Annotated in this window: 16 protein-coding genes; 9 read left to right on the top strand and 7 right to left on the bottom strand. The window is 46.4% G+C overall.

Annotation, left to right across the window (positions count from 1 at the left end; translation table 11 throughout):
* Nucleotides 1-206 precede the first annotated feature (206 nt).
* Both MMY95_RS14035 and MMY95_RS14030 read right to left on the bottom strand, forming a co-directional pair.
* Complete coding sequence (locus MMY95_RS14035) at nucleotides 207-1,388, bottom strand: GNAT family N-acetyltransferase (protein WP_053267261.1); 1,182 nt, start codon at nucleotides 1,386-1,388, stop codon at nucleotides 207-209.
* A 27-nt stretch (nucleotides 1,389-1,415) separates the two neighbouring features.
* Nucleotides 1,416-2,507 (bottom strand): DUF871 domain-containing protein, encoded by a 1,092-nt coding sequence (locus MMY95_RS14030; protein ID WP_053566868.1) that lies wholly within the window; start codon nucleotides 2,505-2,507, stop codon nucleotides 1,416-1,418.
* Between the two features lie 164 nt (nucleotides 2,508-2,671).
* On the opposite strand from MMY95_RS14030, the gene MMY95_RS14025 reads away from it, so the two are divergent.
* Genes MMY95_RS14025 through MMY95_RS14005 form a run of 5 tightly spaced genes read left to right on the top strand, consistent with a single transcriptional unit; the run spans nucleotide 2,672 to nucleotide 5,222 of the window.
* Entirely contained in the window at nucleotides 2,672-2,893 is a 222-nt protein-coding gene (locus MMY95_RS14025; protein ID WP_003642553.1) for a DUF2829 domain-containing protein, read from the top strand.
* Nucleotides 2,893-3,639, top strand: a complete 747-nt coding sequence (locus MMY95_RS14020; protein ID WP_003642554.1) for a 3-oxoacyl-ACP reductase — start codon at nucleotides 2,893-2,895, stop codon at nucleotides 3,637-3,639. Before MMY95_RS14025 ends, MMY95_RS14020 begins: the two co-directional genes overlap by 1 nt.
* Before the next feature lie 15 nt (nucleotides 3,640-3,654).
* The gene (locus tag MMY95_RS14015) at nucleotides 3,655-4,023 is read left to right on the top strand and encodes an HIT family protein (RefSeq protein WP_003642555.1); all 369 of its coding nucleotides are present in this window, start codon (nucleotides 3,655-3,657) and stop codon (nucleotides 4,021-4,023) included.
* Nucleotides 4,024-4,038: 15 nt separating this feature from the next.
* Nucleotides 4,039-4,605, top strand: coding sequence for an NUDIX hydrolase (locus MMY95_RS14010; protein ID WP_011101907.1), 567 nt, complete (start codon nucleotides 4,039-4,041; stop codon nucleotides 4,603-4,605).
* 14 nt (nucleotides 4,606-4,619) lie between these two features.
* On the top strand, nucleotides 4,620-5,222 hold the full coding sequence (locus MMY95_RS14005) for a sugar O-acetyltransferase (RefSeq protein ID WP_003644736.1): 603 nt from the start codon (nucleotides 4,620-4,622) through the stop codon (nucleotides 5,220-5,222).
* 179 nt (nucleotides 5,223-5,401) lie between these two features.
* Here the strand turns inward: MMY95_RS14005 and MMY95_RS14000 are convergent, their stop codons facing one another.
* The 3 genes from MMY95_RS14000 to thrC all read right to left on the bottom strand — a co-directional run bounded on the left by MMY95_RS14000 (nucleotide 5,402) and on the right by thrC (nucleotide 8,414).
* On the bottom strand, nucleotides 5,402-6,037 hold the full coding sequence (locus MMY95_RS14000; protein ID WP_015825830.1) for a pentapeptide repeat-containing protein: 636 nt from the start codon (nucleotides 6,035-6,037) through the stop codon (nucleotides 5,402-5,404).
* Nucleotides 6,038-6,108: 71 nt separating this feature from the next.
* A complete protein-coding gene (locus tag MMY95_RS13995; RefSeq protein ID WP_015380750.1) occupies nucleotides 6,109-6,906 on the bottom strand; it encodes a Cof-type HAD-IIB family hydrolase in 798 nt (265 codons plus the stop codon).
* A 14-nt stretch (nucleotides 6,907-6,920) separates the two neighbouring features.
* Nucleotides 6,921-8,414, bottom strand: a complete 1,494-nt coding sequence (gene thrC, locus MMY95_RS13990; protein WP_011101905.1) for a threonine synthase — start codon at nucleotides 8,412-8,414, stop codon at nucleotides 6,921-6,923.
* 143 nt (nucleotides 8,415-8,557) lie between these two features.
* Between thrC and MMY95_RS13985 the strand changes: the two genes are divergently transcribed.
* Nucleotides 8,558-10,282 carry a glycoside hydrolase family 13 protein gene (locus tag MMY95_RS13985; protein ID WP_104795900.1) on the top strand — a complete coding sequence of 575 codons (1,725 nt, stop codon included), beginning with the start codon at nucleotides 8,558-8,560 and terminating at the stop codon, nucleotides 10,280-10,282.
* A 267-nt stretch (nucleotides 10,283-10,549) separates the two neighbouring features.
* Here the strand turns inward: MMY95_RS13985 and MMY95_RS13980 are convergent, their stop codons facing one another.
* Nucleotides 10,550-10,867: a hypothetical protein gene (locus MMY95_RS13980; RefSeq protein ID WP_003642562.1), complete on the bottom strand. Its 318-nt coding sequence runs from the start codon at nucleotides 10,865-10,867 to the stop codon at nucleotides 10,550-10,552.
* Between the two features lie 192 nt (nucleotides 10,868-11,059).
* On the opposite strand from MMY95_RS13980, the gene MMY95_RS13975 reads away from it, so the two are divergent.
* The 3 genes from MMY95_RS13975 to MMY95_RS13965 all read left to right on the top strand — a co-directional run bounded on the left by MMY95_RS13975 (nucleotide 11,060) and on the right by MMY95_RS13965 (nucleotide 13,930).
* Nucleotides 11,060-11,698 carry an LVIS_2131 family protein gene (locus tag MMY95_RS13975; RefSeq protein WP_003642563.1) on the top strand — a complete coding sequence of 213 codons (639 nt, stop codon included), beginning with the start codon at nucleotides 11,060-11,062 and terminating at the stop codon, nucleotides 11,696-11,698.
* A 207-nt stretch (nucleotides 11,699-11,905) separates the two neighbouring features.
* Nucleotides 11,906-12,406: a hypothetical protein gene (locus MMY95_RS13970; RefSeq protein ID WP_003645850.1), complete on the top strand. Its 501-nt coding sequence runs from the start codon at nucleotides 11,906-11,908 to the stop codon at nucleotides 12,404-12,406.
* A gap of 327 nt (nucleotides 12,407-12,733) precedes the next feature.
* Entirely contained in the window at nucleotides 12,734-13,930 is a 1,197-nt protein-coding gene (locus MMY95_RS13965) for a PatB family C-S lyase (RefSeq protein ID WP_003642565.1), read from the top strand.
* A 368-nt stretch (nucleotides 13,931-14,298) separates the two neighbouring features.
* Here MMY95_RS13965 and MMY95_RS13960 read toward each other — a convergent pair whose 3' ends face one another.
* A complete protein-coding gene (locus MMY95_RS13960) occupies nucleotides 14,299-14,625 on the bottom strand; it encodes a hypothetical protein (protein ID WP_003645853.1) in 327 nt (108 codons plus the stop codon).
* Nucleotides 14,626-14,753: the final 128 nt, after the last annotated feature.

The raw sequence follows: 14,753 nt of genomic DNA, 5'->3' as shown, positions 1-14,753 counted from the left end.
GATTCATGTTATAATAATCTTGCATATTAGGAATGTCCTTTCGAGGATAATTTCGCAGAGTATCGGGTGCGACCGATGCTCTTTTTTTATTTTCTATTATATCAAAAACAGGTCTGGAAAAATCCGAAGATTTTTCCAGACCTGTTTTGTTTCTAGAGACTTATGTCACAGCCTCCACTGTCATGCTGCTTATCTAAATTAAGCACTTAGAAGTAGTCGATAAGTGCTGGTCGTTCTTTCACTAAACTAGTGTCAAGTCGGTTGATCGCATTCACATCACCGGTGATTAATCCGTGTTGGTACGCCCGGGCTAAGCTCTGGGTGCCAAAGCAAGCAGTGGTTAATTGCTGAATCGTTAACTGAATGTCAGCCGGCCCAGTTAATTGGTCGCTAACCCGATTGAGCGTTACTTGCCCGTTGTGCCGCGTCAATGACCAGATTCCTTGATTAGCAGGGAGGGTAGCGTCACTGACTGCTAGGCGAATTGGTTGGATGTCCGTGAGAAACGGATAGCGCTTGATAAAGTCATATAAATCAACAATGCGGGCCATCATGTACGGCTGGACAGTCACTTTTAAACGGTATGGGTCGGCTAGTAGTTCCAAGCCGTTGGTCGCACTTGGGCTATCATAACTAAACGTTTCAAAGGTGGTGCCATGCTTAGTGATAAAGTTAGCCAATCGTTCGAAAGCGGTCGGCGTGCTAGTCACCCATTCTTGAATCGCAAAGTTAGTGGCCTGCCGTTCATAGATCAAATAGCCCTCGATATTGGCAGCCGCATTGCGGTAAATTGCGACCGACCAATGATGTTTGAGAGTCAGGTAATGTTGCCACCAGGCTGGTCGAATCAGACCACCACGCTGATTTTGTGGTTGTCGTGCATAAAAATCGTTGATTTGGGCCAGCCCGTCATTGCCATAGCGGGTGATCGTACCAGACCAGTCCGTCGGTTTGACACGTGGTAGGTCTGGAGCGGCCATGACTTGGTGCGCGTGGTCGAAGACATGCTCATAGCCAAAACGACGATAGTAACCGTACGCGAAGGGGGCAAGGTAGGACAGCGTCACGTGGTTGGCCGCCATTTCTGTCAGCGCCGTCGTTAGCAACTGTCCCGCGCCACCCTGACCGGCATATTCAGGCGCACTCATCACATCGCCAATACCATTCATCCGGTAGGTGACGCCATGAAAGTTGACTGCTAGTGGCAGACTGTATAGCCCACTAACCAGTTGACCATGATCGTGACGGCCGTAGATCCAGCCATGTTGGTAGCGATCCATGAAAAATCGCCGCCGCGCGGGGGTATCGTGATTATTGAACGCGTATTGGTAAAGTTGGTAGAAAGCTTCGCGGTCAGCATCGCTAGTTAAACGGTAATCAATTGTCATTAATGCGACCCCTCCATTCGTTGAGTACTATTTGGCAGCGACAAATTTAAAGTCGGCCCATGGTTGTAGCAAGTTAAGGCAAGGTAAGTCACTCTTAGTAATATGACCAACCACATTGATTCGGCCAGTATTTTCAAGATTTTGGCGTGCAATCTGCAATTCACCTTTGTATTGCCCAAACTCATCGTTATCGATCAAGACATCACCGGTATGAATGGCATCTAGGTGATGAGCAGGAAAGGCTTCGTCTTTGTAGATGACCCGGGTTTGAGAAGAACGAATGACGTAATCTGAAAAATCACCGCGATAAGTCTGTGGTTGCGCAAAGAGTACTTTTTCTTCAACTGCCGATAGATCAGCAACGGTTTTGACGTGTAGCAGTGGGTAAGGGCTAAAGAACACTTCAGCAGCCGCTTTTAGTTCGGCTTCACTCGCGTAGGCGTTACCAATTAAGACGTCGTCGATTAGCCCCGTCATTTTCAAATGTTGAACTTGTGCCGCAATCGGTAACCCCCGATGATCTTCAAGGGTACATAACCCGTCTTGCATGGGCCAAGGCCCATAAGTCGCATCATTTGATGAAACAAACGCGGCGGTGTTGATGCCATACTGACGGTATTGTTCAGAAGTCTGAACAAAATAATCATAACCAAGACCAGTGTATTGTTGTGGGTAGAAGTTATGTGAGCCTAGTAAGTTATCTTTTTCAGGTGAATAATCCATAATCGTGTCAACATAGTGAGTCCCTTTGGACATGTTGACTTCAATCTTAATGCCGAATTCGTTGTGCGTCATCCGGGCTTCTTCTTGACCAGTGAATCCTAGGTCGAGGCGGACACCCCAGGCACCGAGGTCGTGGAAGAATGACAAGTCGTCATAGGACACGCCAAGTTGTTTGAAGAGGTCAGGATTGACGTCGACCATTACTTGCAAGCCTAATTGGTTCGCGTAAGTGATCACTTTTTTAAAGTTGGCAACCACTGCGGCTTGGTCCCCTTTGATTTCAAGCAGTGAAGTGAATACCCGTTGATAGCCATATTTTGCGGCTAAATCGAGGTACGCTGCATCCTTTTCAAAGGTTGATCGTTCGGGATAAACGGAAACACCGAGTTTACTCATTTAAAATTCCTCCAAATAATAATTAGTTTCTGTATTCGCTTACATTATCGCACAAATAATTGGTCCGTACCAGTAAAATAGACAATTTGTTGGTACCAATTTTTGCCTGTCACTCCACGCGGGATTATGATACGATTTGGGTATTAATAATTGGAGGTATCATGATGACATTTGAAGCTATTTTACCTGAATTAAAAGCTGGTAAGCGCGCTGTTCGGACTGGTTGGGAAGGGACCGAATTGTTCGTCGAATTACAGACGGCAACCACTTTCAACGGCGACCCGCTGAACCCGTACTTTTTAATCAAAACGGCCGATGAAGCCTATAGTATGTGGTCACCAACGGATTGTGATATTTTAGCGACGGACTGGCAGTTGGTTGACTAATGCAATTTGATGAATATCGTGGACAGACTGTCTTGGTTACTGGAGCTGCCTCCGGGATTGGCTTAGCCCAGGTCCAGAGTTTCCTAGCCCAGGGGGCTGACGTGATTGCCATTGATCGGCAGCCACAGCCATCAGCGCTAGTAACGACGTCAGCCCTGCGCTATGAAATTGCTGATGTGACCGACACTAATGCGCTCGTCGCGGCGATTAAATCAGGAGTTAACGTACTCGGCAAGCCAACCGTCGTGTGCAATACGGCCGGTAAGTTAGACGGCTATCAACCAACTTTAGCAACGGATCTGAAAACGTGGCAAGATATTTTGGCGACGGATCTGACAAGCCAGTTTATCGTGACTAATGCGGTGCTACCTGCAATGTTAGCCGCACAACACGGCGTTTTCGTGAATATGGCATCGATCGCTGGACTGGTGGGTGGCGGAGGCGGCGCAGCGTATACCGCAGCCAAACACGCCATCATTGGTTATACGAAACAACTTGACTTGGACTATGCGGCTCAGGGAATTCGCGCCAACTGCATTGCGCCGGGGGCTATCGATACCCCGATGAATGCCGCTGATTTTGCTGGCGATGGTAAGATGGCGAAATGGGTTGCCAGTGAGACGCCCGCAAAACGGTGGGCCCAACCGCAGGAAGTTGCAGATCTGACGCTATTTTTAGCGAGTCAGCACGCTGATTATATTCATGGGACGGTGGTTCCAATTGATGGTGGTTGGTTAGCAAAATAGGAAGGGGACTTTGGTATGGCTTGTATTTTTTGTCAGCCGTTGCCGTATATTTTGGAGAATGACCTAGCAGCGGCCTTCTTCGATAAAAAGCCGGTGAGTCCGGGACATTTGTTGATTATTCCGAAAGCACATTATGCCACGTATTTTGATGTGCCCACGGCGACCAGGAATGCGATGCTCGCCTTACTGACCCAAGCAAAAGCGTACCTAGATGCGCACAATCATCCGGATGGCTATAATATTGGCATTAACGTTGACCCGGCTGCGGGCCAAACCGTAATGCATTGTCATCTCCATCTGATACCGCGATATCAAGGTGACGTGCCAGACCCCGCGGGTGGCATTCGTAAGATGCTGCCGGATGGTGTACCGGATTTGAGATAGATTAAGGAGTAGTGAATGTGTATGGCAGATTTATTTGAGAAAGTTGGCCGGCGCGGTAAGGTCCTATCAACGACACCGGTGTATCATGGGCCGATTTTTGATTTGGTCAAACAAACGATTGAAACACCTGATGGATTAGAAGTAAAACGCGATTTGATTCAGCATGGGAACGCCGTCACGATTTTAGCCATCACCGCGGATGACCAAGTCGTGCTAGGTTCAGAGTACCGGGTCGGTCGCAATGCCGAGACGATTAGTTTACCTGCTGGCCTCATTAATGCGGGGGAAGATCCGTTAACGGCCGCGGCCCGTGAATTACAAGAGGAGACGGGCTACATTGCCCATGAATCACAAATTATGACGCAAATTAGCTCGTCGGAAGGTTTTACGGACGAAACGGTCAGCTTGATTTTGACTCACATTGATCCGCAAGAACATGGCGAACGACATTTTGACGCGGACGAATACGTGAATACGCAACTTGTCCCGCTCAGTAAAGTGATTGACCTATTAAAGAATGGCCAGATTCGTTCAGCACAAGGAATCTGCGCAATAACATGGTACTTGAATTTTATTCGATAGAAGTGGGGTGCGGAATGAATTTAGATGAGAAGTTTGCGTATATGGCGACTGGTCAGCCGTATCGAGATACGGATGCAGAACTAACGGCGTTGCGTGACCAAGCGACGTTGACAACGAACGCGGTCAATGCGACTGCTGATCCAGAGACTAAAGAAACTTTATTGCGACAATTGGTTGGTTCAGCTGGTCGCAAGCCATTTGTAAATCCTAATTTTCGCGTTGAATTTGGACGGAACATTCATCTAGGTGATAACTTTTATGCCAACTATGATTGTGTAATGTTAGATGGGGCGCCAATTACGATCGGCAGTCAGGTCTTGTTGGGGCCAAAAGTCGGCCTTTACACGAGCAACCACTTGTTTGATGCAACCGAACGAATTAGGGGCGGCTGCATCGCCCGACCAATCACAATTGGTGATGGTTGTTGGCTAGCCGCTAACGTCACCGTATTACCAGGAGTGACCATTGGTGCTAACACGATTATTGGTGGTGGGAGCGTGGTAACCCACGATATTCCAGCTAACGTGATTGCGGCTGGCAACCCTTGCCAAGTTATTCGACCAATCACGGCGGCCGACCGCACTGGTTACACCGGGGCGCAATTCGAATTGTCATGATGAACGACAAAATACCACCTTCGCAGGTTGTTACCTGACGGAGGTGGTATTTTTGTGTTCAGCGCGTGAAAAGTATTCTGACAGATACGTGCAGTGTTATTAGAAGATTTACCAGCCAGCAGCTTAATCGTCCTTGGCATTGTGAGTTGGTCACTCATACGGTGACTGTTCCACCGGTATCAGGGTTTAACTTTGATGCCGTTTAAAGCAGCAGCCAAATAAGCAGCCTGATCAATATTGACGATCATACCGCGTGCTGCGGCAGTATCAAGTTCGAGACGCTCGAATTGACAGGTACTTAGGTCAATATTTTTGAGGGCGGTATCGTTGAAAGCGACTTGGTCAAGGTTGGTTTCGTTAAACTTGACGGTCGTTAGTCGATTGTTCATAAAGCTGGCCCCATTCAGCCGACAGTGATCAAAGGTCACGGTTTTGAACCGCATGTCGCACAGCATGGCTAAGTCGAGCTGACAGTGGTCAAAGGCGACGTTATTGAGGGCAGCCTCGTTCAAGTCGACACCGACGAGCTTACAATCTTTGAATTGAACGCGTAGCCAGCTGGCTTTTTCAAACTGGCAATTAGAAAAGTCACAATTGATAAAGACAGCATCGGTCAAGTCAAGCCGTTCAAATTGACTGGCCGTAAACCGGACATTTTCGAAGTGCACGTGATCCAGCATGGGGTGATCGATGTGCTGGTGACTCATGTCTTCTTCACTAACCTGAATATAACTTAAGCTGTGGTCCTCATCTGCTAAAATATCGAAAAAAGCGCCAGTCGTTAATTCTGCTGGGATAATGCGGGGATCTTGCATGGGACACCTCGTTAGTTTGATTTTGAGTGGTTGTGCTAAAAAAGAAGCCCGTTACAGGCTTCAGTTTGGGATCAATTGAAGTAATTTTCTAGGAAAACGGCGACCCCGTCCTCGTCATTACTCAGGGTGGCATGGGTGGTTGCGGCCTTGACCGCAGGAATCGCATTCGCCATCGCTACGCCAACTTTGGCGGCGGTTAGCATTCCTAGGTCGTTTTCTTCGTCCCCAAAGGCCATCAAGTTGTCATAGTCTTCATTAAAGTGACCGAGGAGTTGTTTCAAACCACTGGCCTTATCAGTATGCGGTGGTAAGAATTCCAACAAAGTCCGCCGGGATGGGACCACGTGGAAGAAATCGGTAATTTGACTTGGTAATTTGGCCTGGACTGTTTTAGCATCTTGACCAGCACTAACGACTTTACCGAATAGATCATCAGCAGGCAGGTCGGCAAAACGAACATTCTTAAATGGCATTAAGCCTTGCAAGAATTCTTCGTACGGTGACTTGCCTAGATCCGTAATGGAGTAGACTTGCTTCAAATCAATCACGTCTAAGTAGAAATGATCGCGCTGGGCTTGCTCAAATAAGGGTTGTAAATCTTGTTTGGTCACACTAGTACGAGCAAGGACGTCACCAGTCGTGTTTTGCTGAACGAGCCCACCATTAAAGGTAATCGCGTAGTCAGTTGGTTGGTTGAGTTCAAGTTGTTGTAAGTATGGTTGAATCGCCTTAATTGGTCGCCCAGTACACAGTACGATCCGTTTGCCGGCCGAATGCAGCTGTTTGAGAACTGCTTCAGTTCGCGGAGAAATCGTCTTCTCAGAAGTTAGTAACGTATTATCTAGGTCTAACGCAATGGTCGTAATCATCTTGGTCACACTTTCTAGTTAAGATTTAAAATTGTTTTAATGGTCGTTCCCATATCATCAACATCCGCAACCCGCTTATGGCGCACGGGCGCAGTACGGAGGGCTGTGACCGTTGCTGGAATGGGCGTTTGAATCAACTCATGTAACTGATCAACTGCGGCTAGGCCATCTACCGCACTAAGCTCACCAGTAATTGCCGTTAGGACGGCCTGTGGGAATTTATACGGACTAGCGGTTGAAACAACCACCATGGGCCGCTGATCTCTGGTTGCGGCTTGATACTGTTTGGCAACCGCCGAGGCCACGGCCGTATGTGGATCGATTGTGTAGTGATGGGCATGGTTCAGGTGATGAATTTCAGCTTGATCTTGGCTTTCAGTCACGAAGCCGGCCCAAAAATCAGCTAAGTTGGCACGCATTGCCGGTGTAATCGTATAACGGCCGGTCGTTTGCAAATCAGTCATTAGTTTAGCAGTCGCCGTGGCGTCTGATCCTGTCAAGTAGAAGAGGAGCCGTTCCAAGTTACTTGAGACTAAGATGTCCATGGACGGTGAACTCGTCAAGAAGAATTCACGGTTTTTATCATAAGTCCCGGTATTAAAGAAATCGGTGAGAACGTTATTGCGATTGGAAGCACAGATCAGTTTATGAATGGGCGTGCCCAGTTGTTTGGCATAGTAGCCAGCTAAAATATCCCCAAAGTTCCCAGTTGGAACACTAAAGTTAATCTCATCACCGTTCTTGATTTGCCCCTGCTTGATAAGTTGAGCGTAGGTGTAGACATAATAGGCCACTTGTGGGAATAAACGACCAATATTGATGGAATTAGCGCTTGAGAATTGGAACTGGTGGGTGGCTAATTCCGCGTGTAATTGGTGGTCGTTTAACAGTTTTTTAACCGTTGTTTGGGCCTCATCGAAGTTACCGTTGATCGCAACAACACTAGTATTGGCTCCGGTTTGGGTCACCATCTGCTGTTTTTGGATTGCACTGACACCATCTTTTGGATAGAAGACGATGATGCGAGTCTGATCAACATTGGCAAACCCGGCCATGGCAGCTTTACCAGTATCGCCTGAGGTGGCCGCTAAAATAACGACTTCGGCTTGTAAATGGTTCTTTTTAACTGCCGTTGTCATCAAATGCGGTAGGATTTGAAGGGCCAAGTCTTTGAATGCAATGGTCGGTCCATGAAAAAGTTCAAGGTAATACTGCTGACCATGCTTGGTGACCGGCGCAATTTGGGGGTCATCAAACTGATCACCATAAGCCGCGTCAATGCAGGCGTGTAATTCATCAGCGGTATAATCCGTGAAGAAGAGTTTAAGGACCTCGTAAGCAACTTCTTGGTAGCTCATCGTGGCGAGCTGGTCGAAGTCAAAATTAGCGGTCGGTAGCGTTACGGGCACAAAGAGACCACCATCCGGCGTCAGGCCTTGAAGTACGGCTTGTGATGACGTCATGGTGTGACTTGCAGTTTCGCGGGTACTGCGATAAAGTGTTTTCATGGATAACGTCCTTTCAACTGATTTTGACTAAATGATACACTAAAATCGAGGCGAACGGGGACGTTTTCACCAAAATCATGAGGATAATTGACGTAAATGGTCTAGTTAATAATGTAATCGTTTACATAAAAGGAGATCTTACAATGCAACTAGCTGGAATTAGGCACCGCCCTGAAAGTGAAGATACAGCCGTCTTAGCCGCACATCAACTACAGGTACGACTACAAACTGCGCGTGACGATGTTGCCCAAGTGGAGATTTTGTTTGCCGATTCTTACTTATGGCAAGAAGGAACAACAGCGCTAGAGCGGCGGATAATGCAGCCCGGATTAGCGACGCAGGGCAACCAGTACTGGCAGACGACGCTGACCGTACCGACTAACCGGGTGGTCTATGCCTTTCTGATCACGGATACGACCGGTGCGACGGTTGGCTATGGTGAGGGTGGCTTCTTTGACGACGTTGCCACTAACTGGCAAACGGTGGGCAACTATTTTCACATGCCATATATGCACGTCAGTGATGCGGAGCTGCCACCGGCATGGGTTAAGGAGACGGTCTGGTACCAGATCTTTCCTGAACGGTTTGCAAATGGTGTGCGGCAAAATGACCCGGCTAATGTTCAACCGTGGGGTGCTGGGCGTGTTCACCGTGATTCATTTTATGGTGGGGATTTGCCCGGAATTACAGCGCATTTAGATGATTTGGCTGCACTGGGGGTCAATGGCCTGTACTTGTGTCCCATTTTCACGTCACCATCTAATCATAAGTATGATACGATCGATCATTTTGAAATCGATCCCCACTTTGGTACGAAAGCCGATTTTCAGGCGCTAGTCGATGGCGCCCATGCGCGCGGTATGCGCGTGATGTTAGACGCCGTCTTTAATCATTTTGGCGAGCAGTCACCACAGTGGCAAGATGTGATTAAAAATGGCGAGCAGTCACGGCTTGCTGATTGGTTTCATATTCATGGCTGGCCGGTGGGACGTGATCCGAAGACGAAGCGGCTTAATTATGAAACCTTTGCGACGGGAGCAGCGATGCCGAAAGTTAACACCCAGAACCCCGCGGTACAAGCTTACTTGATTGATGTGACCAAATATTGGATCGAACAATTCGGGATTGACGCTTGGCGTTTTGATGTTGCTGATGAGGTCGACCATGGTTTCTGGCGAGCGTTATGTGGTGCCTTGCGGGCAATCAAACCTGATGTGTACCTATTAGGTGAGTCTTGGCATAGTAGTCAATCGTTAGTCGGTAACGGCCAGTTTAACGCGGTTATGAATTATCCACTGACACAACCAATTCTGGCGTTGTTTAATGGTCAACTCAACCTTGAAGATTACGTTGGTAAAACCAATCTGGAATTAATGATGTATCGTCAACCTAATCAACAGGCGATGTTCAACGCGTTGGATACGCATGATACGCCACGGCTACTGACCACGTTGCATGGTCAGTTAACTAAATTTAAATCTGCACTCACGCTACTGATGCTATTGCCGGGGAGCCCGTGTATTTATTATGGAACGGAAGTGGCCATGGCCGGTGGTGCCGACCCTGACAATCGTCGGTGCATGAACTGGCAACCAGACGAGCAAGAACAACAAGTTCGACAATTTGTCACGCGTTTGATCAAGTTTCGCCGGCAACAGGCCGACTTTTTAGCAACTAGCCAATTGACATGGACGATTGATGGTCACTGCTTAATCTTAACGCGGACGGATGTTGAACAGACGATTCAAGGCCGCTTTAATTTAGGTGCACAGGCAGTCTCAACAGTAAGTGGCGTATCGCCAATCTTAACAGCGGGTATTACCGCAAATGAGATGGCACCGGGAGGCTTTGAATTAACCGTGGCTTAGTTGTGAAGTAGTGTCACAAGTCGACTGGTGGAGCGTTCTGTGTGTTTCCCAGTTGAAATCTTCAAGACCGATAGCCGCCATTAGGACAGTCGCTTATAAAAAAACGATTCTCAATGTCTTTGAGAATCGTTTTTTTTATTAATCATGATGAAGCATGCAGCATGACAAATCAAATGTTATCACCGTAACAAACACTGAAGAGCAAGATTGTTGCCGCATTTGACAATAAAAAACGCCTAGCAACTTGCTTGGCGTTTAAAATAATCATTATTTAGCTGTCTCAGGCTTGATGCCCCGGCCTTGGATGAATTCGATGACAATCAAGACAACGTAGCAGATTAGGACGATGCCTAAGAGGTTGGTTGTCTTAACGGTGCTGGATAACCAGTAGTACTGCCAGTCTTGATTGTTGAAGACCCACCATACTAAGAGGCCGGCCAAGGCACCTAATGTATTCATAATTGCAATAAAGAAAATGTTGCCGTTTTGTTTTTGGCTGGCCCAATATGCGGAAAGGATGGCCATCCAAACACCCCAAACAATCAAGCCAACAACGACGACCCAATAAATTAGTGACGCGATCATGTGTACTCCTTCTTTCTACAAGTTAATAACTTTATTTTACCATGAATTCGATTACATTGGCACCGTTTCAGTGATTATTTTCACAATCTGCTTCTGAATGATTGTGTTGAATTTGCTGGATTACTTGTTATTTAAGGTTGGATTATTTACAATTAGAACATAATAATGTAATTGAGAAAGGGTTGGCAATCAATGACTTCTGCATGGAATTGGATTGGGATCATTGCGTGGATCATTGTTTTGGCGTTAGTCGTGTGGGTATTTCATCATATTCGCGTACGACGCATCAAGATGATCGTGGAACGTAAGCATACGTTTGAGTGGGGAAATCTTATCATTACCACCGTTGAATTAATCGTTAGTCTCGGATTACTAGTTGGCATGGGATACGTGACTTTCAATCACCAGGTCGACCTGTCAGATGCTAAGGACGTTAAGGTAACGTATCAAGTTGAACCACTGGTTTTGCGAGTTGGAACTAATGGTTCCTACTATGTCGCGGTGGATCGAGGCACGACCCAAAAACCCGTGCATATTTATAATTACTGGGTTAATGGTGCGAAATATACTGTTTCAAGTAACAAGGCGACCGTGGTGACTAATCTTTCGCAAGTTAAAGTGGCGGATGCTGGTATTCCGTGGTCACAAAAGCAGCTGGTTAAAGAAGACCGGCAGCACGAAAAAGCCTACGCAGTGAAGCTGACAGCCACTTATCAGCCGTCATTCTGGAATGGCTTAGGTGTCCATGTGGGGCATCAAGCCATGACGCGGTGGTTAATTCGTGTGCCAGCCCAGTCATTTATTAATACGACCGATGTGCAATCTAACTAAATAACAAAAAAAGTAATCGAACCTTGTGCGTTTTAGTAGCCAAGATTCGGTTTTTTTCATAGAATTATTAAAAGTTGTTAAATATTCATATTCGCATGCTTTTTTTAGGAACCTTATCATAATTCTAAGGTAAAATGTAACTGTTATATTTTTATAGGCTAATTAATTTATCTATTTAATCGTATGACTGAGAGAAGGAAAAGATTGATGATTAACGAACCAGCAATTAGTCCACTATTTGTTTGTGGTATCATTGGTGATTCGACGGCCATGGTCCTTAATAAATCCTTAACCGGGCCGTTCAAGAACCGTTATGATTTAGTAACCGCACCAGTGACGACACGGGCCACGTTGAGTGAGGCCGTTAGTCAGATTGCACAACTTCAAACAGGACTACAAACTGTTATTTCAAAGCAACTTGGGACCGTCCAGCTTACGATTCCAGCCTTAACAACATTAGAATTGCCAGCAACGTTAATTAATATTTATTATTTACTGGAACCGGTGGGGGGCCATTTGTTGCTCAAACGACCGCATTACACCGAATCAATGTCGGCGGGGGCCGCTCGAGTGCCACTTGATCAATTAAATTGGTCGAATAGTTCGCCGCGGGTCATGCAGGCCAAGCGTTTCTTACAGACCGGGGCGTTTCCTACCGCTGACCAACGAATCGATGGCTACCAGGTTTTAGAGCAAGCGCAATTTTAAAGACGTTGTTGACTTTTTAATCTTCACGTTGTAACTTAGAAGCAACGTGAAGATTAAATGTTGATGAGAAGAGTAACAATAAGTTGATGCCTAGCGAGTCAAAGTAGTGGTGTAATTTGACCATCAGCTTATTGTGAAGATGAACTCGGAGTTGGCTAATGGTTGATGCTATTAGCCCGGATTGACCACCGATAATTGGGTTGAACGTAACGAGTACGTTGCGTGAGCGACAGCAAGACTGTAATAATAGGTGGTACCGCGGAGTATAAACTTCGTCCTTAGTAAGTTAAGGACGAAGTTTTTTTGTTGAGAAAGAAGGCCTTTAAGATGGAACAAGCAGCATTTATTAAGAAGTACGCAACAACGCGCCAGCATACGGATTCATTGAAGTGGGACGCACTACAAGCTCGGTATGGCAATCCTGATTTGTTGGCAATGTGGGTCGCTGACATGGAATTCAAAGTGCCAGAACAAGTTACGCAAGCACTACAAGAACGAGTGGCGCATGGCATTTATGGTTATTCCATTACGCCTGATCGTTATTATCAAGCCTTTATCGATTGGGAACAGGCACGCCATGGTCTGACATTGAAACGCGATTGGATTCGATTTGGTAGTGGCGTGGTCAATTCGTTGTACGCGCTCGTTAATATTTTAACGCAACCAGGTGATGGCGTTTTGATTCTGACGCCCGTGTACTATCCATTTTTCAACGCGGTGCGGGATAATCATCGTCAGCTGGTCACATCTGAGTTACGCAATGATCGTGGTCACTATACAATTGACTTTGAAGATGTGGAACAGCAAATTAAGGCGAACGAGGTGCGGTTGTTCATTCAATGTTCGCCACATAATCCTGTGGGGCGGATCTGGTCTGAAGATGAAGAGACACGGCTGTTAGCATTATGTGAACAGTATCATGTGCTTGTTATTTCAGATGAAATTCACCAGGATTTAGAAATTGATCGGACCAACCATCCGTTCAAATCGGCGTTAACGGTAGCCAATGGGCGGTTTAGTAACCGGGTGATTGTCGTCAATGCACCGTCTAAGACGTTTAATCTGGCGGCGCTTTTGAACTCACATCTAGTAATTCCTAATCCAAAATTACGACAACGCTATGATGCACAAATCGGGCGCTTCAGCCAGACTGAGATCAGCGTCTTAGGCCAGGTTGCCGGCCAAACGGCTTATGAATCGGGCGCGGCCTGGTTAGACCAGATTTTGGCAATCGTCCGTGATAATTATCATTATTTATGCACCACCTTTGCCGCCCACGCGCCTAAGTTGGTTTTAGCCGATTTGCAGGGGACGTATTTGACGTGGCTAGATTTACGCGCGTACGTTCAGCCAGCTGCAACGAAAGCGTTTATTCAAGATCAATGTCAGCTCGCAGTTGACTTTGGTGAGTGGTTTAGTCCTGATGATCAGGGGTTTGTTCGCTTGAACTTAGCGACTAATCCGCAAAATGTGCGTGAGGCGGCTCAGCGGATCGTCACTTGTTTATCACAAATGCAAAAATAACCAAAAAATTCCGACACCGGCGTGTTGGAATTTTTTTAACGACTTTTATTGGTAACCGTGCGTCGCTTGAGCAAACGTCGTCGAGTAATCTCTCGGCGAATGAAGGAGTAAGCAATCAAGCTCAGTGCCAGTATACCAATGATGACGGCGGTTTTAACGTAACCGAATATCCAGAAAAAAACTGCAATAGCGAACGTACAGTAAACAATTAAGAACATGGAAGCCCTCCTTCAGTCAAGTGGTTGTATGAGTTGATAAAACCATTGTACCGAGAAAAAGTAGCTAACTCGTGATTGAAATTTGAATTTTCTGTTAAGGATTGCGAAATAGTTTTGAATCTCCTGGTAAATATGCTGATGTTGTAAAAGTTAATCGCGGTATCGGCGATTCAGCCGGCGTTCATTAGCGTGTGCAAGTTGGTCGGCAGTTAGCTGATAGGTGGTGGCAACTTGAAGTTTCTTCAAACCAGTTTGAATGGCCCCTAGCTGAGTTTGGTCACGGGCTTGTCCCTGGAGTTTAGCAGTGATTTGCGTGAGCATGGTCAGTTCGGGTTGGAGCGTTTCGTGTACTTGTTGGTCATATTGGTGTTGACTCAGACTGTGCGTCTGCCAGCGCGTGACGCGGCTTAGTAGGGCCATTAACTGGTTGGTTAGTAGGTTCATAAGATAGTCAGTTTCTTGATTTGTAAATGTCATCAAAACGGGACCTCCGATCAATAAAGTTGGTTAACTCAAATATTAGCATGAGTAAGGATAATTTAATTACTATGGCAAATTCTATAATTAATCCGAACAGAAATTAAAAAGCCCAAAGCAATCACTTA

It is taken from the genome of Lactiplantibacillus sp. ME-2 (assembly GCF_022549155.1).
Taxonomy (GTDB): domain Bacteria; phylum Bacillota; class Bacilli; order Lactobacillales; family Lactobacillaceae; genus Lactiplantibacillus; species Lactiplantibacillus plantarum.
The sequence above is the reverse complement of the archived record's forward strand: the minus strand, read 5'-3'. Positions and strand labels throughout refer to the sequence as shown.

Excerpts from the sequence above, each read along its gene's own strand:
- MMY95_RS14035 (WP_053267261.1), bottom strand. The coding sequence starts at position 1,388 with ATGACAATTGATTACCGTTTAACTAGCGATGCTGACCGCGAAGCTTTC.
- MMY95_RS14030 (WP_053566868.1), bottom strand. The coding sequence starts at position 2,507 with ATGAGTAAACTCGGTGTTTCCGTTTATCCCGAACGATCAACCTTTGAA.
- MMY95_RS14025 (WP_003642553.1), top strand. The coding sequence starts at position 2,672 with ATGACATTTGAAGCTATTTTACCTGAATTAAAAGCTGGTAAGCGCGCT.
- MMY95_RS14020 (WP_003642554.1), top strand. The coding sequence starts at position 2,893 with ATGCAATTTGATGAATATCGTGGACAGACTGTCTTGGTTACTGGAGCT.
- MMY95_RS14015 (WP_003642555.1), top strand. The coding sequence starts at position 3,655 with ATGGCTTGTATTTTTTGTCAGCCGTTGCCGTATATTTTGGAGAATGAC.
- MMY95_RS14010 (WP_011101907.1), top strand. The coding sequence starts at position 4,039 with ATGTGTATGGCAGATTTATTTGAGAAAGTTGGCCGGCGCGGTAAGGTC.
- MMY95_RS14005 (WP_003644736.1), top strand. The coding sequence starts at position 4,620 with ATGAATTTAGATGAGAAGTTTGCGTATATGGCGACTGGTCAGCCGTAT.
- MMY95_RS14000 (WP_015825830.1), bottom strand. The coding sequence starts at position 6,037 with ATGCAAGATCCCCGCATTATCCCAGCAGAATTAACGACTGGCGCTTTT.
- MMY95_RS13995 (WP_015380750.1), bottom strand. The coding sequence starts at position 6,906 with ATGATTACGACCATTGCGTTAGACCTAGATAATACGTTACTAACTTCT.
- thrC (WP_011101905.1), bottom strand. The coding sequence starts at position 8,414 with ATGAAAACACTTTATCGCAGTACCCGCGAAACTGCAAGTCACACCATG.
- MMY95_RS13985 (WP_104795900.1), top strand. The coding sequence starts at position 8,558 with ATGCAACTAGCTGGAATTAGGCACCGCCCTGAAAGTGAAGATACAGCC.
- MMY95_RS13980 (WP_003642562.1), bottom strand. The coding sequence starts at position 10,867 with ATGATCGCGTCACTAATTTATTGGGTCGTCGTTGTTGGCTTGATTGTT.
- MMY95_RS13975 (WP_003642563.1), top strand. The coding sequence starts at position 11,060 with ATGACTTCTGCATGGAATTGGATTGGGATCATTGCGTGGATCATTGTT.
- MMY95_RS13970 (WP_003645850.1), top strand. The coding sequence starts at position 11,906 with ATGATTAACGAACCAGCAATTAGTCCACTATTTGTTTGTGGTATCATT.
- MMY95_RS13965 (WP_003642565.1), top strand. The coding sequence starts at position 12,734 with ATGGAACAAGCAGCATTTATTAAGAAGTACGCAACAACGCGCCAGCAT.
- MMY95_RS13960 (WP_003645853.1), bottom strand. The coding sequence starts at position 14,625 with ATGACATTTACAAATCAAGAAACTGACTATCTTATGAACCTACTAACC.